The sequence below is a fragment of the Clostridium sp. Ade.TY genome, from assembly GCF_000498355.1.
GTDB lineage: Bacteria > Bacillota > Clostridia > Clostridiales > Clostridiaceae > Clostridium.
In genome coordinates this window covers 63,007-77,853 of the sequence record NZ_AVSV01000016.1, presented here as the reverse complement: position 1 = coordinate 77,853, position 14,847 = coordinate 63,007, and the positions used below count along the sequence as shown (strand labels likewise).

13 protein-coding genes are annotated in these 14,847 nt (G+C 28.4%); 1 reads left to right on the top strand and 12 read right to left on the bottom strand.

Going from position 1 to position 14,847, the window contains the following annotated elements:
- Positions 1-5: 5 nt before the first annotated feature.
- The 6 genes from O212_RS0105400 to murI form a co-directional block, all read right to left on the bottom strand.
- Positions 6-683, bottom strand: a complete 678-nt coding sequence (locus O212_RS0105400; protein WP_024614119.1) for a helix-turn-helix transcriptional regulator — start codon at positions 681-683, stop codon at positions 6-8.
- A gap of 6 nt (positions 684-689) precedes the next feature.
- On the bottom strand, positions 690-1,058 hold the full coding sequence (locus O212_RS0105395; protein WP_024614118.1) for a DUF3783 domain-containing protein: 369 nt from the start codon (positions 1,056-1,058) through the stop codon (positions 690-692).
- Between the two features lie 12 nt (positions 1,059-1,070).
- Positions 1,071-1,595, bottom strand: coding sequence for a peptidylprolyl isomerase (locus O212_RS0105390; RefSeq protein ID WP_024614117.1), 525 nt, complete (start codon positions 1,593-1,595; stop codon positions 1,071-1,073).
- Between the two features lie 152 nt (positions 1,596-1,747).
- Positions 1,748-2,386: a DedA family protein gene (locus O212_RS0105385; RefSeq protein ID WP_024614116.1), complete on the bottom strand. Its 639-nt coding sequence runs from the start codon at positions 2,384-2,386 to the stop codon at positions 1,748-1,750.
- Between the two features lie 194 nt (positions 2,387-2,580).
- Complete coding sequence (locus O212_RS0105380) at positions 2,581-2,853, bottom strand: STAS-like domain-containing protein (RefSeq protein ID WP_024614115.1); 273 nt, start codon at positions 2,851-2,853, stop codon at positions 2,581-2,583.
- A gap of 246 nt (positions 2,854-3,099) precedes the next feature.
- Positions 3,100-3,873: a glutamate racemase gene (gene murI / locus O212_RS0105375; RefSeq protein WP_024614114.1), complete on the bottom strand. Its 774-nt coding sequence runs from the start codon at positions 3,871-3,873 to the stop codon at positions 3,100-3,102.
- A 254-nt stretch (positions 3,874-4,127) separates the two neighbouring features.
- On the opposite strand from murI, the gene O212_RS0105370 reads away from it, so the two are divergent.
- Positions 4,128-6,029 carry a glutamine synthetase gene (locus O212_RS0105370; protein WP_024614113.1) on the top strand — a complete coding sequence of 634 codons (1,902 nt, stop codon included), beginning with the start codon at positions 4,128-4,130 and terminating at the stop codon, positions 6,027-6,029.
- Between the two features lie 57 nt (positions 6,030-6,086).
- Here the strand turns inward: O212_RS0105370 and asnB are convergent, their stop codons facing one another.
- The 6 genes from asnB to O212_RS0105335 form a co-directional block, all read right to left on the bottom strand.
- The gene (asnB, locus tag O212_RS0105365) at positions 6,087-7,673 is read right to left on the bottom strand and encodes an asparagine synthase B (RefSeq protein ID WP_024614112.1); all 1,587 of its coding nucleotides are present in this window, start codon (positions 7,671-7,673) and stop codon (positions 6,087-6,089) included.
- Between the two features lie 453 nt (positions 7,674-8,126).
- A complete protein-coding gene (locus O212_RS0105360) occupies positions 8,127-8,369 on the bottom strand; it encodes a hypothetical protein (protein ID WP_024614111.1) in 243 nt (80 codons plus the stop codon).
- Between the two features lie 234 nt (positions 8,370-8,603).
- Positions 8,604-11,819 carry a carbamoyl-phosphate synthase large subunit gene (gene carB, locus O212_RS0105355; RefSeq protein WP_024614110.1) on the bottom strand — a complete coding sequence of 1,072 codons (3,216 nt, stop codon included), beginning with the start codon at positions 11,817-11,819 and terminating at the stop codon, positions 8,604-8,606.
- Between the two features lie 23 nt (positions 11,820-11,842).
- Positions 11,843-12,892 (bottom strand): glutamine-hydrolyzing carbamoyl-phosphate synthase small subunit, encoded by a 1,050-nt coding sequence (gene carA, locus O212_RS0105350; protein WP_024614109.1) that lies wholly within the window; start codon positions 12,890-12,892, stop codon positions 11,843-11,845.
- Positions 12,893-13,241: 349 nt separating this feature from the next.
- On the bottom strand, positions 13,242-14,042 hold the full coding sequence (locus O212_RS0105340) for a Cof-type HAD-IIB family hydrolase (RefSeq protein ID WP_024614108.1): 801 nt from the start codon (positions 14,040-14,042) through the stop codon (positions 13,242-13,244).
- Positions 14,043-14,053: 11 nt separating this feature from the next.
- Positions 14,054-14,830 (bottom strand): SDR family oxidoreductase, encoded by a 777-nt coding sequence (locus O212_RS0105335; protein WP_024614107.1) that lies wholly within the window; start codon positions 14,828-14,830, stop codon positions 14,054-14,056.
- Positions 14,831-14,847 lie beyond the last annotated feature (17 nt).

Genomic DNA, 14,847 nt, shown 5'->3' with positions numbered 1-14,847 from the left:
TTTTATTAAAGTTTTATTTCTATTCTATCTAATTTTGCTATTAGTTTCATATTTTTAAATTCAACAGTTTCAGTCATTACTCCACCTCTATTACTCATTAATAGAGCCTTTGCATTATCTAACTTTCTAATTTCTCTAATTTTTGTTGAACCTTTATAATTAACTAAGTAAAAACCATTTTGATTAAATTCTGTAGCTAAATGTCCAAATACTAAATCTCCCTTTGACATTCTAAATCCACTCATATCATCATCTTGTATTTCAATATATATCACTTTATCTTGAGGATATCCTTCTATCTTTTTAGAATGTATAGGTAATTCTTTGTATCCTTTTGCATTATTTAAAGAATAATCATATATTGGAACATTTTTAAGAACAGATGAAAATGCATTTTCCCATACTGCATCAGATTTATTGTCCTTTTTGAAACTTGTTTTTGTTTCTTTAGCAAGTTTCTTTTCATTCATTAAATCTTCATCTGTAACTACCATGTTTACATCATTTAAATCTACATTTAAAACTTTAGCCGCTTTATCTATTAAACTCTCTTGAGCAATTCTACGTCCAAGTTCTATTTCATTTATAAATTTCTCTGAAACACCAAGCTTTTTAGCTAATACTTTTTGAGGCATATTAACTTTAAGTCTAGCTTCTTTTATCCTATTTCCAACTCTACTCAAAACTTATTACACTCCTCTTTTGTTCTGACTCTTATACCATTCTCTTTCTTCTATAAGATGGTTTAATAAGTATTTAAATGACCAATTACGTGACATTGGAGTAACTACCGCAAGTACTCCCCCTTGAACAGAACTTCTTACTTTCTTTACTAAAACTTGAACTTCCTTATCTGAAAATCCACTAAATAATATAGCCTTTTCATCAGGTAATTCTATTTCTTCAATAACTTCTTCAACAACTTTTCCTGAAGCTATCTCATGTATTTTTAATTCAACCATTTCTGGCTTTATTTCTATAATTTTAGCTAATGGTTTTAATGAATTTATTTCTTCTTCTGATAAGCCATGTACTAATAAAGCTTTACTTTTTACCATTTAGCTCACCTCTTAATCTTCTAATATTTGTGGTTCTTTTGCTTTATAATCTCCTAAGTCTACTGTAACTTTCTTTATCTTTTGATCTTCTCTTGGTCTATCCATACGATCTCTTGGAGCTTTAACTATTTCATCAGCAACTTCTATTCCTTCAATTACCTTACCAAATGAAGCATATTGACCATCTAAGTGAGGTGCATCAGCAACCATTATAAAGAATTGGCTTCCAGCTGAATCTGGATGCATAGCTCTTGCCATTGATAAAACTCCTCTATGGTGTTTTAATTCATTTTTGAATCCATTTCTTGTGAATTCTCCCTTAATTGAGTATCCAGGACCACCCATTCCTGATCCTTCTGGACATCCTCCTTGAATCATGAATCCAGGAATTACTCTGTGGAATATTAATCCATCATAGAATCCCATATTTATTAAATGTATAAAATTATCAACTGTATTTTCTGCTACCTCTGGATATAATTCTGCCTTTATAACTTTTCCATTTTCCATTTCAATTGTAACTATTGGGTTTTTCATAATAAATTCTCCTTTCAAAATAAACCTATTATCTATTATTATCCAAATCTTTCATATAAATTCATACTAAAATAGATGAATAATAATTATTATAAAGAAATTATATATCATTTAATCTTATTAAACAAATAGTTGTTTAAACTTGGTTATTACTAACTAACTAACTTGCCTCTTATTCCAGTTATTATAATTGGAATAATTGATATTAATATTATTGCTATAAATATCATTGAAAAATTATTTTTTATAAATGGTATATTTCCAAAGAAAAATCCAAGAGTCGATACTACAGACACCCATACTATTCCTCCAACTGCATTATAAGCTATAAATTGCTTATATTTCATAGACCCAATTCCTGCTACAAATGGTGCAAACGTACGAACTATCGGAATAAATCTTGCTAAAACTATTGTTTTTCCACCATACTTATCATAATAAGCATTAGTCTTATCTATGTATTCTTTCTTTATAAATTTTGAATCTCCTTTTTCAAGTAGTTTCCTCCCTAAATATTTTCCTATATTGTAATTTAAAGTATCACCTATTATTGCAGCTAATGATAAAAGAATCAATAAAACTCCTATGTTTAAAGCTCCACTTACTGCAAAAGCTGCTGCCGCAAATATTAGAGAATCACCAGGTAAAAATGGAGTTACAACTAATCCTGTTTCAATTAAAATTATGAAAAATAATATAGCATAAACCCATATACCATAATTACTAATAAATACATTCAAATATTTATCTAAATGAAGTATAAAGTCTATTCCTCCGCTTATAATACTCATCCCATCACTCCTAATGCATAAATTTATCTATTATTATAATCCAAACATGTTAAGAATGATTTAACTTTAAATAATAATTTAATTAGTTTTTTATTAGAAATTTTTCATAAAAAAAAATAAGAAGCCACTATCTCCATTTAAAAAGACCGTAACCTCTTACCACTATAAAAATTCATATTATTTTACTCCATTTATTAATTTAAGAATGTTGTTCCCATTACAACTCTTGAAAAATCATTGTAGTTTGTTAAGTTCTTAACATTAATAGCGTTAAAAATTCTATCTCTTCCGTTTTGATTTATTAATTCATTAAAAAGACAAGTTAAAAATGTACTTGGCACTCTATCTAATCCTTCAAAGTCTAAAACTACTTCTTCATTTAAATTATTTTTTATTTGCTCTCTTAGTATTATAGCGTCTTCAATCGCAAAATTTTCTCCTAAAAACTCTCTAACATTTATAATCATATAAATCACCTCATTAATTAATTTTTATATTTAAACACTTTAATTTTTCTTTGTTTTTAAAATTTTCTGACAATTCACTTTACACTTATAATATACCAACTTCCTTTTTGCTTGTCAACTATTTAACAAACTTTTTTGTGAAATATTTTTTAATTTGCTTTATTATATTATATGTTTATGTAATTAATATGATACTAATAAAAAAATAATAGTATCAACAATATATTGATACTATTATTTTTAAACCTAAACCTCTAATAATCTTTTGCTTAAGTTTATTATTTCTTCTTCTCCTAAAGAATTATAGAAAGTTATAGTTCCCTTTTCCGTTGAATCATTTATTAAATTCATTAATCCCATTCTTCTTCTAAGTTCCTTAACTGTACCTTCTCCACCATCTATTATAGGAACATCTTCTCCAACTATTTCAATTAAACTCTTCTTTATAAAAGGATAATGAGTACAACCAAGAACGATAGCCGCTATATTTTTATCTTTATATACCTTAAATTTATCTTTAAGATAATTTTTAAGTTCTAAGCTATATAAATCTCCACGTTCTACAAATTCCATTAATCCACCACAAGGCATAGGCGTTATATTCGCTTCATTTTTATAACTTTCTAAAAGTTTTTGAAATTTTCCATGTGATAGTGTAAATGGAGTTGCCATTATTATTATCTCACCATCTTTATGTAACTCAACTGCTGGTTTTACAGCTGGCTCTATTCCTACTATAGGTAAATCTTTATATACTTTTCTAAGTTCAGCAACAGCTGCACTTGTTGCTGTATTGCAAGCTACAGCTAAAGCTTTTATTCCTTTGCTTAAAAGAAATTCAACTGCATCAAAAGTTAAATCCCTAACCTCTTTCATATCTCTTGTTCCATAGGGAGCATTTTTAGAATCTCCAAAATATATGTAATTTTCATTTGGCATAAGTTTTATTGCTTCTTTTAATACACTTAGCCCTCCAACTCCTGAATCAAAAAATCCTATTGGCAATTGTTTTTTATCCAAAGCCTAATCACTCCACTCTTTATAAACTAATATACTTCATATTCTATAACTTTAATAAAAATAAATCCATATGTCTAAAATATTTTTATTTTGCTTTATTGACTATAAATGTATCTTGTAGTAAAATTTTTCTAAGATTTTAATTCCGAACATTTAACCAAATGTTCATAATTTCATTCGACTTAAAGAGAAAGGATGTGACTTTTTTCTAGATATAGTTCTATCCATATCATAAAATATCTAGAATATACATTATGACTGAGAATTTAATTTATACACTACCAAAAGAAACACATAACGAAAATAGTATAAAAAAAATATTAACAGAAAATCCACAAATAAAATTTGTATCCTTAGTTGGAATTGACTTATCAGGTAATGATACCGATGAAAAGATACCAGTATCTCTTTTTTTAGAGGATATTGATTCCTTCCTAAATGGTGTTGCAGTTCAAACTGACGGTTCCTCAGTAGTATTACCTAATATAGCTACTCTTAATAACGCCAAAGTCGATATGATTGCTGACTTAGATTGTAATTGGTTCGTTGACTACAATTATGACAATATAGACGCTAACTCAAACAAACCTATCGGAACACTTAGAATTCCTTGTTTCTTATACCATAACAACAAACCTGTTGACTCAAGATTTATACTTAAATCATCTGTTGAAACTTTCCAAAAAAATTTATTAGAAGAATTTAATAAAAATCCAAACCTTTTAGCTACTTACAATATAACTGTTGATGACTTAGAAGATATTAATTTAACTTCTGCAACTGAATTAGAATTTTGGGTTAAAACACCAAATGACATAGCTCAAATAGAAGAATTATCAACATCACAAGTTTTACAAGAACAATATTGGACAAGAACTAAAGGTAATGTAAGAACAGCTTTAGAGCAAACTTTAGATTTAATGTATAAGTACGGATTTGAGCCAGAAATGGGACATAAAGAAGTTGGTGGAGTTAGAGCTAAGCTAGAAAGCTCAGGTAAGTTTAATCACATAATGGAACAACTTGAAGTTGATTGGAAATTTTCATCTACATTACAAGCTGCTGATAATGAACTTTTCATAAGAATTTTAATACAAGAAACATTTAGAAGAAATGGTCTTGATGTAACATTTATGGCTAAGCCAATTGACGGAGTTGCAGGATCAGGTATGCACACTCATTTAGGAGTTAGTGCTAAGTTAAAGAGCGGAAAAAGAATAAACTTATTCCATGTAGGAAAAGAGCACTTCTTAAGTGAAATAGGCTACGGAGCTGTAATGGGTATACTTAAAAATTATGAAGTTATGAATCCATTTATATCTTCAACTAATAACTCATTAAAAAGATTAAAGCCTGGATTTGAAGCACCTATTTGTACAGTTACTTCTTTAGGTGCAGCACCTGATAACCCATCAAGAAACAGAACTATACTTGTTGGATTAATAAGAGATTTAGATAAGCCTATGGCTACTAGATTTGAACTTAGATCTCCAAATCCACATTCAAATACTTACCTTACTATGGCAGTTTCATACATGGCTATGCTTGATGGAATTTTATACGCTTCAGAATCACAAAAATCAAAAGATGAATTATTAGATGAACTTTCAAAGAAACCTGGTGAAGATGCAGTTTACTTAGAAAAAGATAGAGCTTATAGAACTGAAGAAGATGTATTTGAAGATTTTACTGAAGAAGAAAGAATAAATTATTTCGGAAAAGCACCTGCAACTGTATTTGAAAATGTAATTCAACTTGATAATAACAAAGAAAAAATAAGCGCATTAAAGAGAAATCCAGCTCTTACTGATCAAATTATAGATAGTTTTAAGATTGCTGCTTTAAACAGATGGGCAACTGAAATAGAACATAGAGTTATACTTAACTACATGAAGGAAATAAGAGAAACTAAAGCTCTTCATGCTGCTGAAAAAGCTCTTGATTTAGACATTACAAGATGGACTGAAATAAATAAATTAAGACATCATTTAATGAAAGATACTTATACTGAAAAGTGCTTATTTACAAAAGTAAAAGAAGCATTTAGAAATTCTGATTTTAAATTAGCATCAGAAATATACTTAGAAATTGAAGATAAAATGAATGATTTAAGAGATCTTTACTCTTCATATGAAAAAAATTTATTAGATATATAAAATTATTAAAAAAGGACTATACCAATATTAATTTGATATAGCCCTTTTTTATATTAATTATTTTCCACTGTCTCCATAATTTGAAAGAACCCTAGCACTTGGATCACTTACATTGCAACCTTCCCACTCCTTATTTGGCATCCAAAAATCTTTTATCCAATTTCCATTGTTAGAATAAAATTTTTCAAATATATCTCTATATAATAATGATTCCTTAGTAAAAGGAGTGCAATGACTATATTTATCTTTAGCATTTAAAAGATCATCATCAGTATACTTATCTTCTGCATACTCTTTTAAATAATCAACTAAAGAATGTCCAACTGCATCACTAAATGCAGCCTTTTCACGATAAAGTATTGATTCTGGTAAATAATTATCTCCATCAAAGGCTTTTCTTAATAAATACTTACCTTTTCCATAAGTATTCATTTTCTTTAAAGGATTAATACTCATAACATAGCTTACAAAATCAATATCTGCAAAAGGTACACGACCTTCTAATGCATGAGCAGATATACAACGATCAGCCCTTAATACATCATACATATAAAGTTCCTTTATTCTCTTTTGTGATTCCCTTTGGAACTCACTAGGTGATGGTGCAAAATCTGTATATTTATATCCAAATAATTCATCACTAACTTCTCCAGTTAAAATAACTTTTAAATCAGTATTTTCATGAATATACTTACATAATAAATACATACCAACACTTGCCCGAACCGTAGTTATATCAAAAGTTTCTAAATGATAAATAACTTCTTCTAAAGAACCTAATACATCATCCTTAGTTATAATAACTTCTGTATGGTCTGTACCTAAAAAATCTGCCACTTGCTTTGCATACTTTAAATCTATAGGGTCTGTTTCCATACCTATTGCAAAAGTTTTTATAGGCTCTTTATTCATTCTCTGTGCAATAGAACATACTAATGAAGAGTCTAGTCCTCCACTTAATAAATATCCTATTGGTGCATCTGCCTGAAGCCTCTTCTCTACGGATTTTTCAAGTTTATGCTTTATATTTTCAAATATTGTTTCTAAATCATCATTATTAATAAATTTTGATTCTGAAAGATCATTATAACAAATAAATTCTCCATCTTTATAATAATGTCCTGGTGGAAATGGCATAATATCTTTGCAACAATCTATTAATGCCTTAGCTTCACTTGCAAATGATATTTTATTGTCCTCTTTTGTATATCCATAGAACATAGGACGTATTCCCATAGGATCTCTACCTGCCATTAAAGATTTATTTTCATCATCATATAATACAAATGCAAATTCACCATCTAACATTTTGCACATTATTTCAATTCCATATTGATGATATAACGGAATTAATACTTCACAGTCACTTCCTGAATGAAATTTATATTCATGAACTAATAAATCTTTTAATGAATGATAATTATATATTTCTCCATTACAAACAAGCTCGCAATTGTATGATTTAAAAGGTTGATTTCCATTAGATGATAAATCCATTATTGCTAAACGGTTAAAGCCCCAATTAATACCGTATTCTTTAAAGGAAATATTGTTATCTGGTCCTCTGTGATAAACCTTTCTTAATGCTAAATCAAAATCTTTTTCTGGTAATTTATCTGATGATAATACAACGAAACTACACATTTAATTGCCCCCTTTTATTATAAATATTAATAAAAAAAACTCGCTGGAAGCGAGTTATTATACATAAATAAAACTATATAAAAAAATAGTTGTAATTCATGGTACGGAAGTACTTCCAGAGTATTCGATACCTGCCAGTTTTAACGCTTTTGGTAGCGTTCTAGTCTACTTGTACTTAAATATAAATACTTTCGGTAGAAAGCTCAAAGGTGTTCTTCATCCAAAACTCTACTATTAGGCTCACACCATTTCCTAACTCGCTGAAGCTTCTGTTTAAGATTACTCTCCTTATCATAGCTATTCATTTTTTAAATTTATTAAATTATATTATACTTATTTTATAAATACAAGTGTTTTTTTATGGAATACATATAAAAATAAAAAAATGCATGAATATTATTATTCAATAAAATAATATTCATACATTTTTATAATTTATATTTAACGCTTATTTTAGTTATACATCATAGCTTTATGTCTCGTGTTCTTAAAAGTGCTACTATTCACTATCTCCTCAGCCTCTTTGAAATCTCTTGCTTTAAATACTATTGTCCATCCATTTTTATCGCACTTACCAGCACACATTAAATATTTTTTTGAATTTCCAAAATTGCCTTGTCTATCTATAATAAGACTTCTAACTTCACCAATATTTTTATAATTTAATTTTACAAAAACGCTTGAATCTGACTTCATAAATAACACTCCTTTTATGCGAACACACGTTTGATTATATTTTATCGAACAGAGGTTCGCATGTCAACATATTTTTTTCTTATGTTAACAATATATGTTTTATTTGATTATATATTCCTAATTATTTTATTATTTTTTAAAGAAAAAACTGTCGATTAAATTATTTATATGTCATATAAAAAGTGCTATACAAATACACTTTGCATAGCACTTTAAGTTCAAGCTGTATTAATATTATATTTCAGCTATATTAAAAACTTCTAAATCGCTTCTATTACATAATTTTTCTTTTCTTACATCTATCATAGCCTTTAATGTATCTAAAGCTGTTATAACCCCAATATTTCTCTCTACAGCAGCTCTTCTTATTAGGAATCCATCCCTTTTTGAATCATTTCCCTTTGTTGGTGTATTTATTACTAAATCAACTTCTTTATTTTTTACCACATCTAATATATTTGGATTTTCTTCGTTAATTTTTCTTACTTCCTCAGCATCAATTCCATGCTCTTTTAATAATTCACATGTTCCTTTTGTTGCTACGAATTTATATCCAAGCTTTGAAAGTTCTATTGCCATTGGTAAGAATTCTTGCTTATCATGTTTCTTAATTGTTGCAAGTATTTTTCCGTTATCAATATTGCTTAACATACCAGCAGCAACAAATCCTTTATATAAAGCTTCTTTTATATTTCTTCCAATTCCTAAAACTTCTCCTGTTGATTTCATTTCAGGTCCTAAAGATACTTCTACATTTGGAAGTTTTTGAGTTGAGAATACTGGAACCTTAACTGATACAAGTTCTGGCTCTTTGTATACATCTACTCCATATCCTAAATCTTTAATTTTATATCCAAGCATTGCCTTTGTTGCAAGATCTACTATTGGAACTCCTGAAACTTTGCTTATATAAGGAACAGTTCTTGAAGCTCTTGGGTTAACTTCTATTACATAAAGATTTCCTTCAAACTCTATAAATTGAATGTTTATCATACCTTTTATACCTATTGAAAGAGCAAGTTTCTTTGTATATTCTAATACTTTATCCTTTATTTCTTTACTTATATTTTGACTTGGATACATTGTAACACTATCACCTGAGTGAACTCCAGCTCTCTCTAAATGTTCCATTATTCCTGGTATTAATATATCACAACCATCTGATATAGCATCAACTTCTATTTCTCTACCCATTAAATATTTATCTATAAGAATTGGATTTTTTGTATCTTTTATAAAGGCATTTGTTAAGTAATATGTTAATTCTTCCTCATCATGAGTTATTTCCATACCTTGACCACCAAGTACATATGAAGGTCTAACAAGTACTGGGAATCCAAGAATTCTTGCTTCTTCTAATCCTTCTTCAACTGACCATACACCTTTACCCTTTGGTCTAGATACTCCAAGCTTTTCTAATAATTCATCAAATTTTTCTCTATCTTCAGCCATATCAATTTGATCTGCTGTTGTACCAAGTGCTGGTATATTTTTTTCTTTTAAGAAGTTTGCAAGTTTAATAGCTGTTTGTCCTCCAAATTGAAGTATTACTCCATCTGGATTTTCTTTTTCAACTATATTTAAAACATCTTCTTCTGTTAATGGTTCAAAGTATAATTTATCTGATATATCAAAATCTGTACTTACTGTTTCTGGATTATTATTTACTATTATTGTTTCTATTCCCATGTTCTTTAATGACTTAACACAATGAACTGAAGCATAGTCAAATTCAACACCTTGACCTATTCTTATTGGACCTGAACCTATTACTATAACTTTCTTTTTATCCTTTGTTACTTCAACTTCATCATATTGTTCATAAGTTGAGTAATAATATGGTGATAGTGCTTCAAACTCTCCAGCACAAGTATCAACCATTTTATATGCCGGTTTAATATTCCATATAGTTCTTAATTTATATACTTCTTCTGGACTAACATTTAAGAAATCTGCAATTGCTTTATCTGAGAATCCTTTTTTCTTTAATGTTAATAACCAATCTTTATTTAAATCTTCAATCTTACTTAACTTTAATCTTTGCTCTTCATCTACTATCCATTTTATTTTTTCTACAAAGAACTTATCCATTCCTGTTATATGGCATACCATATCTATTCTATAATCTCTTCTAAGCATTTCTGCTAATGCAAAAATTCTTTCATCATCTGGAACCATTACTCTTTCTTTAAGTTCTTGCATACTTAAATCTCTAAACTTTTTGTAATCTAATGAATATCTTCCGATTTCTAAACTTCTTATTCCTTTTAAAAAAGCTTGCTCAAAGTTTGCTCCTATTGCCATTATTTCACCAGTTGCCATCATCTTTGTTCCAAGCGCTCTATCTGCACTAAAGAATTTATCAAATGGCCACTTTGGTATTTTACAAACTACATAATCTAATGAAGGCTCAAAACATGCATATGTTTTTTGAGTTACTGCATTTTTTATTTCATCTAATCCATATCCAAGTGCTATTTTTGCGGCAAGCTTTGCTATTGGATATCCTGTTGCTTTTGAAGCAAGGGCTGATGATCTTGAAACTCTAGGATTTATTTCAATTACTGCATATTCAAAGCTTTCTGGATTTAATGCAAATTGTACATTACATCCGCCTTCAATTCCTACTGCATTTATTATATTAATTGATGCAGTTCTAAGCATTTGATATTCTTTATCTGATAATGTTTGTGATGGTGCAACAACTATACTATCTCCAGTATGTATACCTACTGGATCTATATTTTCCATGTTACATACAGTTATACAGTTTCCGTATGAATCTCTCATTACTTCATACTCAACTTCTTTCCATCCCTTAACTGACTTTTCTAAAAGAACCTGTCCTATAGTACTTAATTGAAGACCTGATTCTAATGTTTCTCTAAGCTCCTGTTCATTATCTGCAATTCCGCCACCTGTTCCTCCAAGAGTATATGCAGGTCTCACTATAACTGGATATCCTATTTTATTTGCAAATGCCATTCCAGAATCTAAGTCAGTTACAATTTCACTTTGTATAACTGGCTCATTTATTCTGTTCATCATATTTCTAAATAGTTCTCTATCTTCCCCTTCTTTTATTGATTCGATAGATGTACCTATTACTCTTACGTTATATTTATCTAAAATTCCAGCATCATAAAGCTCTACTGCAAGATTTAACCCCGTTTGTCCGCCCATTCCTGCAAGTAAACTATCTGGTCTTTCTTTTTCTATTACCTTTTCAACAAACTCTAATGTAAGTGGCTCTAAATAAACTTTATCTGCAACTTCTTTATCTGTCATTATTGTTGCTGGATTTGAGTTTATTAAAACAACTTCTATTCCCTCTTCTTTTAAAGCCTGACAAGCTTGAGTTCCTGAATAATCAAACTCCGCTGCCTGTCCTATAATAATTGGTCCTGATCCTATAACTAAAACTTTTTTAATATCTTTATTTAATGGCATAATTTCAATCCTCCTAAAGTATCTTATAGTGCGTAATTTAAAAATCTATCAAATATATATTCTGAATCCTTAGGTCCAGCTGATGCCTCAGGATGGAATTGAACTGAATATATTGGCATATTTTTATGCTTCATTCCTTCTACTGTTTCATCATTTATATTTACATGAGTTACTTCTACATCTTCTGGAATATAATTTACATAATAACCATGGTTTTGTGATGTTATATGTACTCTTCCTGTTTCTAAATCTTTTACTGGATGATTTCCACCTCTATGTCCAAATTTTAATTTAGCTGTCTTTCCGCCTAAACTTAATGCTAAAAGTTGATGTCCAAGACATATTCCTACTACTGGTTTCTTTCCTATAATATTTTTAATAGTTTCTATTTCTTCACTTAAATCCTCTGGATCTCCAGGCCCATTTGATAAAAATACTAAGTCTGGATTTACACTAAGTACTTCCTCTGCTAATACATTTGATGGAAATACTGTTAACTTACAACCTCTCTTTTTAAAACATCTAAGAATATTTGTTTTTATACCATAGTCGATTACAGCTACGTGCTTTCCTGGACCCTCAATTTCATATTTTTCTTTAGTACTTACAATATGTACTGCCTCTTTATTTGAAAAACTCTCAATCTTACCCTTAACGTCTTCTAACGTTGAATCATCTAATACAATAATTCCTCTCATTGTTCCATTATTTCTTAAAATTTTAGTTAATGCTCTTGTATCTATACCTTCAAGTCCAACAATTTTGTTTTGTCTTAAATAATCATCTAATGTTAATTCACATCTAAAATTATTTGGTATATCACATTTTTCTCTAACTATAAATCCACTTACTTGAGGTTTACTTGATTCCATGTCCTCTAAGTTTATTCCGTAGTTTCCTATTAAAGGATATGTCATAGTTACTATTTGACCATGATATGATGGATCAGTTAAAACTTCTTGATAACCAGTCATACCTGTAGTAAATACTACTTCTCCAACATTTTCTTTAAGATATCCAAAGGCTTTTCCTTCAAAAATTACTCCATTTTCTAATATAAGCTTTGCTTTCATGCTTAGCCCTCCTCAAAAATTTAAGTTAATTGCTAAAAATACACTTTAAAAGATAAATTTAAATTTTTGTATAACAAAAAGGACAACAAAGAGACCAAATTACTTTAAATTGAAATTGCTCTCCCTATTGCCCTGGTATATTCATTCTTATTTAAATTTAACTTTTTAAACAAAGCTATAATATTTCCATTAAATAATAGCATAGTTCTATACTCCTTTCTGGCCTCACGGGACCAATTTAAAGTGTACTTTAACTTTTCTAATTTTATTCTTTTTTTACTATTTTAGTTTATATAAATTTCCATGTCAAGCAATTTGGAAATTTAATTATCATTATGATAATCAATAATTATCTATTATCTTCAATCCATTTTACTATATATTTAATAGGACTTTCGTTATTACTTGGCGCTTTATACCTAGCTTTAGATAATAATTTTTTATTTCCATTTTGAACTACAAATCCATAGTCTGCATTTTCTATAAGTTCCTTATCATTCATGTTATCTCCAACTGTTATAACTTTTAAATCATTAAGTTTATATTCATTTATCAAATCACTTAACGCCTGTCCTTTTGAAGTATATTTTGGTACTACTTCAAGAAAATTTTCTCCACTTCTTATTGGTATTTCACTATCATATTTTGAAAATTCTCTTTCAAATTCATTTAATATATTTTCTTCACCAACAACTAATATTTTAGTCCATTTTGCATTCCACACACTATCATTTATATCATAGATTACTTTATATCCTTTTCCAGTAAATCTCTTTGTATATTTGCAATCCTTAAATATGTATATATTTTCTTCCGAATAAACTTCTATCCCTATTTCTTTATTTTCATTAAGTAATTTATTTATAACTTCTTTTCTTTCTTCTTCTAAAAAATATTCTTTAATTACTTTTTCATTTGAATAATCATAAACTTTACTTCCATTATAAAGTATTATAGGTAAACTTAGATTAAGTTCTCTAGCAAATCTACTAGCTGCTTCTAGCATTCTACCAGTTGCTATAGTAAACAATCCTCCATTTTCTTTAAAATAATTTATAGCATTTTTATCTTCATCCGATATTTTTCTTTTATCATTTAATAAAGTTCCATCCATATCTGAAACTAATATATAACCTTCAAAAATCCCCATATATTACACTCCTATTTATTTGTATTAAATATTATTTTTCTTATTATATTTCTTGGTAAAATCTTTGTAGCCAAAATCATAATCTTATTTTTAAAACCCGGAATTATGATTGCTTTTCCTTTTTTATAGCCAATGTAACCACACTTTGCTACTGTTTTTGCATCCATTAAATATTTTTTTGCTTTTTCAGACTTAATAATTCCTGCATTTTTTTGAAAAGATGTTTTAACAGGTCCAGGACAAAGACAGCTTACTGTTACACCAAATTCTTTTGCCTCTTCATATAAAGCTTCTGATAAAGTCAGTACATATGCTTTTGAAGAATAATATGTACTCATTTTAGGACCTCCAACAAATGCTGCAGTTGATGCAACATTTAATATTCCACCAGAATTAAATTTTTTTAATTTAGGTAAAAAATATTTTATTAGCCTAGTTAAAGCTACAATATTTATGTGTATAATATTTAAGTCTTTTTCCTCATTTATTTCATCAAAAAAACCAAAACTTCCAACTCCAGCATTATTAATTAAGTTATCCACAATTAAGTTTTTTTCTTCCACAAAATTTATAATTTTATCTACTGACTTATCCACACTTATATCTAAAGCTAATATTTCCACAAATATTTTATATTTATTTTCTAAAAATTTTTTTGCTTCATTAAGCTCATCAATATTTCTTGCAACAATAATTAAATTATTATTATCCTTTGCAAATAATTTTGCAAGTTCAAATCCAATTCCTTTAGTTCCACCAGTTATTAAAGTGTAATTATCCCTTACCATATAATATCCTTTCCCTA

Excerpts from the sequence above, each read along its gene's own strand:
- O212_RS0105395 (WP_024614118.1), bottom strand. The coding sequence starts at position 1,058 with ATGGTAAAAAGTAAAGCTTTATTAGTACATGGCTTATCAGAAGAAGAA.
- O212_RS0105390 (WP_024614117.1), bottom strand. The coding sequence starts at position 1,595 with ATGAAAAACCCAATAGTTACAATTGAAATGGAAAATGGAAAAGTTATA.
- O212_RS0105385 (WP_024614116.1), bottom strand. The coding sequence starts at position 2,386 with ATGAGTATTATAAGCGGAGGAATAGACTTTATACTTCATTTAGATAAA.
- O212_RS0105380 (WP_024614115.1), bottom strand. The coding sequence starts at position 2,853 with ATGATTATAAATGTTAGAGAGTTTTTAGGAGAAAATTTTGCGATTGAA.
- O212_RS0105370 (WP_024614113.1), top strand. The coding sequence starts at position 4,128 with ATGACTGAGAATTTAATTTATACACTACCAAAAGAAACACATAACGAA.
- asnB (WP_024614112.1), bottom strand. The coding sequence starts at position 7,673 with ATGTGTAGTTTCGTTGTATTATCATCAGATAAATTACCAGAAAAAGAT.
- O212_RS0105360 (WP_024614111.1), bottom strand. The coding sequence starts at position 8,369 with ATGAAGTCAGATTCAAGCGTTTTTGTAAAATTAAATTATAAAAATATT.
- carB (WP_024614110.1), bottom strand. The coding sequence starts at position 11,819 with ATGCCATTAAATAAAGATATTAAAAAAGTTTTAGTTATAGGATCAGGA.
- carA (WP_024614109.1), bottom strand. The coding sequence starts at position 12,892 with ATGAAAGCAAAGCTTATATTAGAAAATGGAGTAATTTTTGAAGGAAAA.
- O212_RS0105340 (WP_024614108.1), bottom strand. The coding sequence starts at position 14,042 with ATGGGGATTTTTGAAGGTTATATATTAGTTTCAGATATGGATGGAACT.
- O212_RS0105335 (WP_024614107.1), bottom strand. The coding sequence starts at position 14,830 with ATGGTAAGGGATAATTACACTTTAATAACTGGTGGAACTAAAGGAATT.